The following is an 11,762-nucleotide window of genomic DNA, read 5'->3' as shown; positions in this document are numbered from 1 at the left end:
TTTACACGATGAGAGAGAAAAATTAAAGTACTTTTTTGTATTTTATCTCCAAAAAATTGCACAATATTTCATACATTTCTTTCATTTTCAACAATATTTATTTTTACAAAGCTCACTTAACTTTTTAAATGCCTCTTTCATTCCTCCAATCTGATTAATCAGTCCATATCTTACTGCTTCCTCTCCTTCAAGAATCGTTCCTGCATCCTTTACCTGTTCCCCAACAGCAAGCATCAGTTCCTCAACCTGCTTCTGATTCATACCAGAATGATCACTGATAAATCTGGTAATTCTGTCCTGGATTTTCTCAATATTACGATAGCTTTGAATTACTCCAATAAAAGTTCCACCTGTTCTTACCGGATGTATCATCATTGTAGCACTTTTTACTATGAAAGAGTAATCAGCTGAAACAGCCAGTGGAACACCAATAGAATGACTTCCACCCAATACCAGTGAAACTGTAGGCTTGCTTAAGGAAGCAATAAGTTCTGCCAGTGCCAGACCGCATTCCACATCTCCTCCTATGGTATTGATCAAAATCAAAACTCCCTTAATCTTATCGTCATTTTCTACTTTTGCAAGCATGGGAATCATATGCTCATATTTTGTTGTTTTTGCACCTTGAGAAGCTGCCTGATGTCCTTCGATTTCTCCAATAATGGTCATAATATGAATTCCATTTATATCTGTTGAACCAGAATCTTTTATCTCATTTCTTCGTTCTTCATCCATTGCCATACCTCACTTTCAAAAAATTTTTCTGATAGAAAAAACAAAAAGAAGGAAGTTTCATCTACTTCCTTCTTCTTATTTTTTCGTTATTTTTCTTTTCTATTCAGCAATTTCAAAAGAAATCAACAGATCTTCCTGATTTACCTGTTCTCCTTCTTTGACATAAATCTTATCAACAGTACCATCTACTTTAGATACAACCGTTGTTTCCATCTTCATGGCTTCCACTGTCATCAATGGCATATTTACTGTTACTTCATCTCCTTCTTTAACAAGGATTTTTCCAACAGTTCCAGGGATTGTAGATCCAAGATGTCCCGGATTAGATTTATCAGCTTTTACTCTTCTGTCTGCTTTAACTTCAAGATTTTTATCCAAAACTTTAATCTCTCGAATAGATCCATTTACTTCAAAGTCAAGGCAACGGTAGCCATCTTCATCTGGTTCAGACATATCAATAAATTTGATAATTAGAAATTTACCTTCGTCAAGTTTCAGGACTGTTTCTTCTCCCTTACGAAGTCCATAGAAGTACACATGACTTTCCAGCCCTGTAACATCATTATAAGCTTCGAAATGTCGGCAGTAATCTTCATAAACCTTCGGATACAGAGCATAACTTAATGCCTTCTGATGAAGAACCTCAGGGTCTTCCATGCTATCCATATAGAAGTTTTCTTTTAATCCGTTTTTAATATAATCAAAGTCTTCATCTGGAAGCAGACTTCCCGGACGTACGGAAATAGGTTTCTTTCCTTTTAAAACAATTTCCTGAAGTTCTTTCGGGAATCCACCTTCCGGCTGTCCGATCATTCCTTCAAAATACTCTACAACAGAATCAGGATATGATAAATTCTTTCCTTCTGTGAGAATATTATCTTTTGTCAATCCATTTTTAAACATAAAGATGGCAAAATCACCAACAACTTTAGAAGATGGAGTAACCTTTACAATATTTCCCAGAAGATGGTTTGCATCTTTATAAAGACCTTTTATAGCTTCGAAATCTTCTGCAGCACCCATTTCCTTAACCTGTGCAAGCAGATTAGAATACTGTCCTCCAGGAATCTCGTATTTATAAATTTCTGTATTCGGTGCATCCATGCCGCTTTCAAACTGCTTGTAGACTGGACGAATTCTTGCATAATACTGACTTAACTCTGTCAATTCATCCGGATTCAGTTTTGTATCTCTCTTAGTTCCTTTTAAAGCTTCAACAAGTGAATTCATACATGGGTTACTTGTCATGGAACTCATAGATCCAATAGCACAGTCAGCAATATCAAGTCCGGCTTCTGCAGCTTTCAGTAATGTACTGACACCATTTCCTGTAGAATCATGTGTATGAAGATTTACCGGAATCTTTAATTCAGATTTTAATGTTGAAATCAGTTTTTCAGCTGCATATGGTTTTACAAGACCTGCCATATCCTTAATAGTAAAGATATGAACACCAAGGCTTTCCAGTTCTTTGGCTTTCTTTACATAATAATCTAATGTATATTTTGTTTCATTTGGATCAAGAATATCTCCTGTATAACAAATAGCACCTTCTACGATCTTTCCAGTTTTTAAAGCAATCTCAATTGGCATTTTCATATTTTCAACCCAGTTTAAACTGTCAAAAATACGGAAAACATCCACACCATGTCCGGCAGCTTCCATAATAAACTGCTGAACCACATTATCTGGATAATTACTATATCCTACTGCATTGGATGCACGAAGAAGCATCTGGATCAAAGTATTTGGCATACGTTCTCTTAATGCAGATAGTCTCTTCCATGGTGATTCCTTAAGGAAACGATATGCTGTATCATATGTTGCCCCACCCCATGCTTCAACAGAAAAAGCTTCCTGCATAAATGCATTAGTTGCTTCAGATGCCATAACCAGATCTCTCGTTCTCATACGTGTCGCCATCAATGACTGCTGAGCATCACGCATGGTTGTATCTGTTATATATAATTTATCCTGTGTCAGGATTTTCTGGGTAAATCCTTTGGCACCAAGCTTCAGAAATTCATCTCTGGAACCATATACAGAACGTTCTTTATCATATTTAGGAGCTGTTGTATTTTCAAAATATGGCTTATCCTCTGCATGCTGAACATTAACCATCTTGTTTCCAAGAAATTCCAGAATTTTTGTAGCTCTGTCCTGGCTTTCCGGAAGCATAAACAGTTCCGGTGTATCTTCGATAAATGTTGTATAACATTTTCCGCTGCGGAATGTATCATGATTCAGTACATTGATCAGGAAAGGAATATTTGTCTTCACTCCACGAATTCTTGTTTCCTTTAATACACGAATAGATTTATCAACTGCACGCTCAAAAGTACGATCATGAGAAATTGCTTTTACAAGAAGGCTGTCATAATATGGAGTAATTTCCGCTCCTGCATAAGCATTTCCACCATCCAGACGAATACCATTACCTGCTCCGGAACGATATACTGTAATCTTTCCTGTATCTGGAAGGAAGTTATTTAAAGGATCTTCTGTGGTAATACGTGTCTGAACAGAATAGCCATTACATACAATATCTTTCTGTGATTTAATTCCAATTTCGCTGGAATCCAACGGATAACCTTCAGCCACAAGAATCTGAGTCTGAACGATGTCAATACCTGTAACAGCTTCTGTAATTGTATGTTCTACCTGGACACGAGGATTCATTTCAATAAAATATGCATTATTATCTGCATCTACGAGAAATTCCAATGTTCCGGCATTCTTATAATCTACATGTTTTGCAAGACGGATAGAACAATCAAAAATCTGCTGACGTACTTCTTCCGGTACACTGAATGCAGGTGCATATTCTACAACTTTCTGATGTCTTCTCTGTACAGAACAATCACGATCATACAGATGGACAACTTCTCCATACTGATCTCCAATGATCTGCACTTCTATATGTTTTGGACTCTTTAAGTATTTTTCAACAAAGATCTGATCATCTCCAAATGCTTTTTTGGATTCATCTCTTGCTTCGGCATATTCTTTAGGCATTTCCTCTGCAGAGTTTACGATACGCATTCCACGTCCGCCTCCTCCGTTGGAAGCCTTTAACATAACCGGATATCCAACCTGATCTGCAATCTTCAAGACCTCATCCAGTTCATGAACTGCATGGTCTACACCAGGAATAATCGGCACATCTGCTTCGATTGCCATCTGTTTGGATGAAATTTTATCTCCCATTTTGCGCATCAGGTCAGAAGAAGGCCCGATAAATGTAATTCCATTCTTTTCACAGGCATCTACAAATTCTGGATTTTCTGAAAGAAATCCATAACCAGGATGAATAGCATCAACATTTTTTTCTTTTGCAATACGAATAATCGTATTAATATCAAGATATGCATCAATTGGTCCCTTATCAGGATTCAGCTGATATGATTCATCTGCCTTGGAACGGAACAGTGCATAACGATCTTCTTTGGAAAATACACCAACTGTGGTAATTCCAAGCTCACTTAAAGCACGAAAGACACGAATTGCAATTTCGCCACGGTTAGCAACCAATACTTTTTTGAACTTTTTTATCTCCATGGTTCTAGCTCCTTTTTCTAGTTTTTCTTTTCAAAATGATTTTAAAAACATTAAAATTTCTTAATACCATTATTTCGAAACATTGCAAAGTAATGTTCTATGAAATAAAAAATGATATTTTTAAGGTCAATTATATCTCATAAAATCCTATTTTACAATAGTCGTATCTAAAAAAAGTTCCTTCTCACTAAATTAGAGAAGGAACTTTTGATAACTAATTCTTATTCTTCAGTTTTTTCTTCTGCTGGAAGTAAAGCTTTCATACTTAAGCTGATTTTCTTTTCATCTTTCTTAAAGTCAACAACTTTAGCTGTAATTTCCTGTCCAACACTTAAAACATCTGAAGGTTTTTCAATATGTTCTTTTGCAATCTGAGATACGTGAAGTAATGCATCAATTCCAGATTCAAGTTCAATAAATGCTCCAAAGTCTGTCATACGAGCAACTTTTCCAGTTACTTCATTACCAACTTTGTATTTTTCTTCTGCTTTTAACCAAGGATTTTCTTCTGGGAATTTCAGACTTAAAGCAATTTTTTCACCCTGAATATCTTTGATCAATACAGTAACTTTGTCTCCGATATTGAAAACTTTCTTAGGATTTTCAACACGTCCCCAGGACATTTCAGAAATGTGAAGTAATCCATCTGCTCCACCTAAATCGATAAATGCTCCAAAGTCTGTTACATTCTTAACAACACCATCGATCTTCATTCCAACTTCGATCTTTTCAAATAATTCTTTCTGTTTTTCTTTCTTAGCAGCTACTAATAACTGTTTACGGTCACCAATAACTCTTCTCTTGCGAGGATTGAACTCACTGATAACAAATTCAATTTCCTGTCCTTCATATTTCTTAAGATCTCTTTCATAAGAATCAGAAACAAGGCTTGCAGGAATAAATACACGTGCTTCTTCAATAAGTACACTTAATCCACCATCTAATACCTGCGCTACAGGTGCTTTTAAAACTTCTTTGTTTTCATAAGCTTCTTCAAGACGCTTATTACCCTTCTCAGCTGCCAGCCTCTTATAAGTAAGGAGTACCTGTCCTTCTCCATCATTAACTTTCAGGACTTTTGTCTCCATAGTATCACCAACTTTGGCTACTGTTGTTAAATCCACGTTGGCAGAATCATTAGAGTATTCATTTCTTGTTAAAATACCATCTGCTTTATATCCGATGTTCAAGATAATCTCATCTGGTTTTACATCAATGACTGTACCTTCTACTACCTCTCCATTATGAATCGTAACTAAACTTTCCTCTAATAATTGTTCAAAACTCTTTTCTGTCATGCTAGCATGAACCTCCTTGATAATTTTCTGTGGGGTTGAGGCCCCCGCTGTAATACCCACCTTACCAGTCGATTCAAAAAGTTTCAAATCCAGGTCTCTAAGTGTCTGTACAAAAAAAGTGTTTTCACACTCATTCTTGCTAATCTCAAATAACTTCTGGCTGTTGGAGCTGTGTTTATCTCCAATAACAACCATTGCATCTACATCCTTAGCGATAGACTTTGCTTCCAGTTGACGTTCTTCTGTGGCATTACATATTGTATTACATACTTCTATATCATAACCCTTTTTGTTGATAATTTCAACTATATCTTTAAATTTCTTGTAATTAAATGTCGTTTGGGAAACCAGACAAGTTGGCTTTTTGAAATCAATCTGATCTAACTGGGATGCCTCTGTTATTACATGAACTTCACCGGTACACCATCCGCGAATTCCTTCTACTTCAGGATGTTCTGCACTGCCGATAATAATAATCTGCTTTCCATTTTCTCCTGCAGCATGTACTATTTTATGGATTTTTCTTACAAATGGGCAAGTTGCATCCACCAGAGTCAGACCTTTATTTTCAATCAGCTCATATATCTCCTTGGGAACTCCATGGGAACGGATAATAACAATGCCTTCAGAAAGATTGGAAAGTTCTTCTCTTGAATGAAGCACCCGAACTCCCTTTTTTTCCAAATCCTTCACAACATGTTCGTTGTGTATGATAGGACCATATGTATATACATGATCCTTTTTTGCTTCCTGATACACTGTATCCACAGCCCGTTTTACACCAAAACAAAATCCCGCTGTTTTCGCCAATATTACTTCCATTGTCCCTCCATTATTTTACTTTATTAAATTCATTGACAACTGTGTCAACAACCTGCTGGATCGTCATATCAGAAGAATCTACCAAAACTGCATCTTCAGCCCTTTTTAATGGTGCAATCTCTCTCTCCATATCCTGTTTATCTCGAGTAATGATATCCTGTTCGATTTGCTTAAGATCTGCATCCACACCTTTTTCGATCAGCTCCTTATATCTTCGTTCTGCACGAACTTTTGATGAAGCGGTCAGATAAATTTTCAAATCCGCATTCGGGAGAACATTTGTTCCTATATCTCTTCCATCCATTAAAATATTAGCTGTTTTAGCCATATCCCTCTGCAAGTCCAAAAGTGTTGCTCTGACTTTTTTATACGCAGATGTCTTGGATGCCATATTTCCTACTTCTTCTGTACGAATTAATCCTGTAACATTTTCTTCATTAAGAAGCACCTGCTGCATACCATCTTCATAAGCAAGACTTACATGAATATCATCACAGGCTGCATTAATAGCTTCTTCATTTTTTTCATCCACATGGTGACGGATAAAATATAATGCCATAGCACGATACATAGCTCCTGTATCCACATATACAAACTCAAGTTCCTTGGCAATTGTTTTGGCAATTGTACTTTTTCCTGCACCTGCTGGTCCGTCGATTGCAATACTATACATAATATAATCCTCCTAATTTGATCCTGCAAGATATCCTGTTGACCAGGCAATCTGAAGGTTAAATCCCCCTGTAACCGCATCCAGATCAAGGACCTCTCCTGCAAAAAATAATCCTTTTATTTTCTTTGATTCCATTGTTCCAGGATTGATTTCTTTTACATCAATTCCTCCCTGGGTAATGATTGCTTCTTTAAATCCTCTTACTCCGATAATGGTTAATTCCAAATCCTTTAATAAAGAAACCAGCTGTATTCTTTCCTTTTTTGTAATTTCATTAACCTTTTTATGTTCCGGAATTCCTGACAGTTCTATCATAACAGGAATCAGCTTTTTGGGCAAAAGAGAATCCAGAGAATTTCTAAAATCTTTATTCATAACCTCTTTAAAATCTCTTAACACCCTCTGGTCCAGCTGCTCCCGTGATAAAGCAGGCTTTAAATCAATATGGAATTTAAGTTCCGTTCCCCGATATCCTGCTACATAACTGCTGGCACTTAATACAACAGGTCCACTGACTCCAAAATGGGTAAATAGCATTTCCCCAAAGTCTTCATGTACCTTTTTCCCATTAGATGTCATGCTTACCTTTACATTTCTCAAAGAAAGACCTTGAAGTTTTTTGCAAATATCCTCTTTTATCTCAAATGGCACCAAAGCCGGTACCACCTGAGTTACATGATGACCTGCCTTTCTTGCAAAAGTATACCCATCTCCTGTTGAGCCTGTGGAAGGATATGACATACCGCCAGTGGCCACAATAACCTTATCGCCTGTTATAGTATCTCCTGATAACAAACCAACTCCATAGGCAATTCCATCCGCAGAGATTAAAATCTTTTTTACTTCCATATTGAGACATACTTTTACTTTTTGCCGCTTCAGTTCTCGCTCCAGAGCAGCAATTATATCTGAAGAATGATCAGATACCGGAAAAACCCGGTTTCCCCGTTCTATCTTTAAAGGACATCCAAGACTTTCAAACAGTTCCATTACTGCATCATTGGAAAAAGTATAAAAACCACTATATAAAAATTCCCTGTTAGTTACAACATGATCAAAAAGTTCTTCAATTTCACAGGCGTTGGTAACATTACAACGGCCTTTTCCTGTAATAAATATTTTCTTTCCAAGTTTTTCATTTTTTTCAAGAAGGATGACCTGATTTCCTTCTTTCGCCGCCTGATATGCAGCGATCATGCCGGCAGCTCCTCCACCGATTATGATTACCTTCATATATTACATCCTTTTTATATAATTCTCTTATCAAGACATTCTTTCATCTGCTCAATATCTTTTTCTTCTAATTCCACCTGCATTGCTTTAGCATTATCTTCAATCTGAGCCGGCTTTCTTGCCCCTCCAAGAACATGAAGACTATCAATCATATTAGCTGTCAGGGCGATAATAAGGCTACTGTATGAACATTTATATTTCTCCAGATATCGCTCCCATTCCTTTAAAATTTCAAGAATGATTTTTCTGCGTTCCGGTTGAAATGATGGATTATTATTTCGAACATCTCCTTTGGGAAATACTGTATCTGTTGTGAACTTTCCTGTCAGCAGTCCCTGTTCCAAAGGAGAATATGCCTGAATCGATACACCCAGTTCCTGACATACAGGAACCAGTTCCTTTTCAATTCTTCTGGTTGCGATGCTGTATTTTTCCTGAATTACATCCAGCTGTCCATATTTACAGTATTCTCTTATATCTTCAGCAGTTACATTGGATGCTCCAATTGCACGAATTTTTCCCTGCTTCTTCAAAGTCATCAGCGCATCCATAGTTTCTTCTATGGGATACAGATTATAATCTGTTGTCTGCCAATGTGTATACAATACATCTATATAATCGGTGCCAAGATTTATCAGACTATGATCTAAATCATCCATGATACTTTTTTTGGATAAGTCCCTGTAAACATCTGTCCCGTCTACATTTTTATGGAAAACAGGTGTTTCATGACGCCATTCTAAAGCACATTTAGTAGATAATACAATTTTATTTCTTTTTCCTCTGATGGCTTTTCCTACAACATTTTCACTATGATATAATCCGTAAATAGGTGCCGTGTCAATCCATGCAATACCAAGGTCTATGGCTTTTTCGATAGTCTTAATGGACAGTTGGTCATCGTTTTCTCCCCACCAGCTTCCTCCTCCAATGGCCCAGGTACCCATACCTAAAAAAGGAACTTTTATACCACTTTTCCCAATCTCAATCATTTTTTCCATAACAGTCTACCTCCAGGCATCTTAATATCTATATTTTAATGAATAAACATTGCATCTCCAAAGGAGAAAAATCTGTATCTTTCTTTTACCGCCACTTCATAAGCATTCATAATATGTTCTCTTCCTGCCAATGCTGAAACCAGCATTAATAATGTAGATTCCGGTAAATGAAAATTCGTAATCAATCCATCAATGACTTTGAATTTATATCCAGGATAAATAAAGATATCTGTCCATCCGCTCCTAGCACAAATAGTTCCGTCATCATCTGCCACCGATTCCAGTGTACGGGTACTTGTTGTTCCCACTGATATGACCCTTCCGCCTGCTGCTTTTGTCTCATTTATCATTTTGGCATCTTCTTCTTCTATTCGATAAAATTCAGAATGCATATGATGATCCAGCACATTATCTACCTTCACAGGCCGGAAAGTTCCCAAACCTACATGCAAAGTTACATAGGCAATCTTTACTCCCATCTCTCTAATTTGTTTCAGAAGCTCTTTTGTAAAATGCAGTCCTGCTGTAGGTGCCGCAGCAGATCCTTCATATTTTGCATAAACAGTCTGATAACGATTTTTATCTTTCAGCTGATGAGTAATATATGGTGGCAGAGGCATCTGACCAAGCTGATCCAGCACTTCTTCGAAAATTCCTTCATACTCAAAACGGATCAAACGATTTCCTTCTTCCACTACCTCAAGAACCTCTCCAACAAGCATTCCATCACCGAATGAAATCCTTGCACCCGGTCTTGCTTTCTTTCCAGGTTTCACCAGTGTTTCCCAGATGTTGTCCTGTTTTCTTTTCAAGAGAAGAACTTCCACTTTTCCTCCGGTATCTTCTTTTGCACCAATGAGTCTGGCAGGAATCACTTTGGTGTTATTCAACACCAGACAATCTCCTGGTTTTAAGTAATTGGTGATATTTCGAAAAATATCATGTCCTATTTCGCCTGTATGTTTATCCAGAGTGAGCAGTCTTGAACTTGAACGATCAAGAAGGGGATCTTGGGCGATCAACTCCTCCGGTAAATCAAATTTAAAATCTGATACTTTCATTAACATTTCCTTCCTTTGCTCTAATACGTAAATTAAAGTATAACATGAATAAGAAGGACCTGCAATTATACAAATAAGCTGCTATAAGAAAACATCCTTGACGGTATTACAATTATTATGTATAATTCCCTTTACCTTTTTAACAGAAACAATTTTATATTGTAGCAATACAGGAGGGATTCAAATGGATTATTTCAAACGTGCACAAGAACTAAAAAATGAGACGATTTCCAATCGCCGTTATCTCCACACCAATGCAGAGGTTGGACTGGATATGCCAGTTGCACAATCCTTTATCATGAAAAAACTAGAAGAATATGGCCTTAACCCTAAGCCGTGCGGTCATGGTGTTACAGCAACTCTTGGGCAAGGAGGGAAATGTATTCTTCTCCGTGCGGATATGGATGCTCTTCCAATGCCGGAAGAAAGTGGTCTGGATTTTGCATGCCCAACCGGAGACAAAGCCCATGCCTGCGGTCATGATTTCCATGCTGCTATGCTTCTTACCGCTGCAAAAATGCTGAAAGAAAATGAAGATGCACTGGAAGGTACTGTTAAATTTATGTTCCAGCCTGCAGAAGAAACCTTTGAAGGAAGCAGGGATATGATGGAACATGGAATTCTTGAAAATCCAAAACCTGATGCTGCCCTGGCTTATCATGTCACTGCCGGACAAATGCCTATCGGCATGTATATGTACAACAACACAGGAACTATGATGTTCTCTGTAGATGGATTTAAAATTACAATTCATGGAAGGGGGTCTCATGGTGCTTATCCACAAAATTCCATTGATCCAATTAATATCGGGATCCATATTCATTTAGGACTTCAGGAACTGATTGCCAGAGAATGTGACCCAACAAAATCCAGTTTATTAACTATAGGAAACTTTTCTGCAGGTTCTGCCGCAAATATTATCCCGGATACCGCCGTACTTCAGGGAACCATTCGTACCAATGATAAGGAGCAACGAAAACTCCTTGTAGGAAGAATGCAGGAAGTCGTAAAACAAACTGCAAAATTATATAGAGGAACTGCTGAAATTGAATTTTTATCAAATGTTCCACCTTTAATCTGTGATCCGGAATTTACAACAGAAATTGCCGGTTATATGAAGGATTTAAATATTCCGGAAATGGTTCCAGTACCAGATGCCTCATCCAGCGCCTCTGAGGATTTTGCATTAATTGCCAATGAAATCCCTTCTTCCTTTATGTATCTCTCCGCAGGATATATGGATGAACGAGGCACTTATAATGCACATAACCCTAAAGTTCAATTTAATGAGGATGTCTGCCCATATGGAGCCTGCTGCCTAGCACACTGTGCGACTGAGTGGTTAAATCATCATTCCAAATAAATAAGCTAGTTAAAAAAG

8 protein-coding genes are annotated in these 11,762 nt (G+C 37.3%); 1 reads left to right on the top strand and 7 read right to left on the bottom strand.

Going from position 1 to position 11,762, the window contains the following annotated elements; translation table 11 throughout:
• Positions 1-87 precede the first annotated feature (87 nt).
• The 7 genes from BHF70_RS12075 to queA all read right to left on the bottom strand — a co-directional run bounded on the left by BHF70_RS12075 (position 88) and on the right by queA (position 10,381).
• Entirely contained in the window at positions 88-735 is a 648-nt protein-coding gene (locus BHF70_RS12075; RefSeq protein WP_083638447.1) for an ATP-dependent Clp protease proteolytic subunit, read from the bottom strand.
• Positions 736-834: 99 nt separating this feature from the next.
• Positions 835-4,293, bottom strand: coding sequence for a pyruvate carboxylase (locus BHF70_RS12070; protein ID WP_075760452.1), 3,459 nt, complete (start codon positions 4,291-4,293; stop codon positions 835-837).
• Between the two features lie 221 nt (positions 4,294-4,514).
• Positions 4,515-6,413 carry a bifunctional 4-hydroxy-3-methylbut-2-enyl diphosphate reductase/30S ribosomal protein S1 gene (locus tag BHF70_RS12065; protein ID WP_075760451.1) on the bottom strand — a complete coding sequence of 633 codons (1,899 nt, stop codon included), beginning with the start codon at positions 6,411-6,413 and terminating at the stop codon, positions 4,515-4,517.
• 10 nt (positions 6,414-6,423) lie between these two features.
• Positions 6,424-7,086 carry a (d)CMP kinase gene (gene cmk, locus BHF70_RS12060; protein ID WP_075760450.1) on the bottom strand — a complete coding sequence of 221 codons (663 nt, stop codon included), beginning with the start codon at positions 7,084-7,086 and terminating at the stop codon, positions 6,424-6,426.
• A 12-nt stretch (positions 7,087-7,098) separates the two neighbouring features.
• Entirely contained in the window at positions 7,099-8,319 is a 1,221-nt protein-coding gene (locus BHF70_RS12055; RefSeq protein WP_075760449.1) for an NAD(P)/FAD-dependent oxidoreductase, read from the bottom strand.
• Positions 8,320-8,333: 14 nt separating this feature from the next.
• The gene (locus tag BHF70_RS12050) at positions 8,334-9,320 is read right to left on the bottom strand and encodes an aldo/keto reductase (RefSeq protein WP_075760448.1); all 987 of its coding nucleotides are present in this window, start codon (positions 9,318-9,320) and stop codon (positions 8,334-8,336) included.
• A 35-nt stretch (positions 9,321-9,355) separates the two neighbouring features.
• Positions 9,356-10,381, bottom strand: coding sequence for a tRNA preQ1(34) S-adenosylmethionine ribosyltransferase-isomerase QueA (queA, locus tag BHF70_RS12045; protein WP_075760447.1), 1,026 nt, complete (start codon positions 10,379-10,381; stop codon positions 9,356-9,358).
• Positions 10,382-10,565: 184 nt separating this feature from the next.
• Here queA and BHF70_RS12040 point away from each other — a divergent pair, with 184 nt between their 5' ends.
• A complete protein-coding gene (locus tag BHF70_RS12040; protein ID WP_075760446.1) occupies positions 10,566-11,744 on the top strand; it encodes a M20 family metallopeptidase in 1,179 nt (392 codons plus the stop codon).
• Positions 11,745-11,762 lie beyond the last annotated feature (18 nt).

Source organism: Anaerostipes sp. 494a (assembly GCF_001940315.1).
Classification (GTDB): Bacteria; Bacillota; Clostridia; order Lachnospirales; family Lachnospiraceae; genus Anaerostipes; species Anaerostipes faecalis.
The sequence above is the reverse complement of the archived record's forward strand: the minus strand, read 5'-3'. Positions and strand labels throughout refer to the sequence as shown.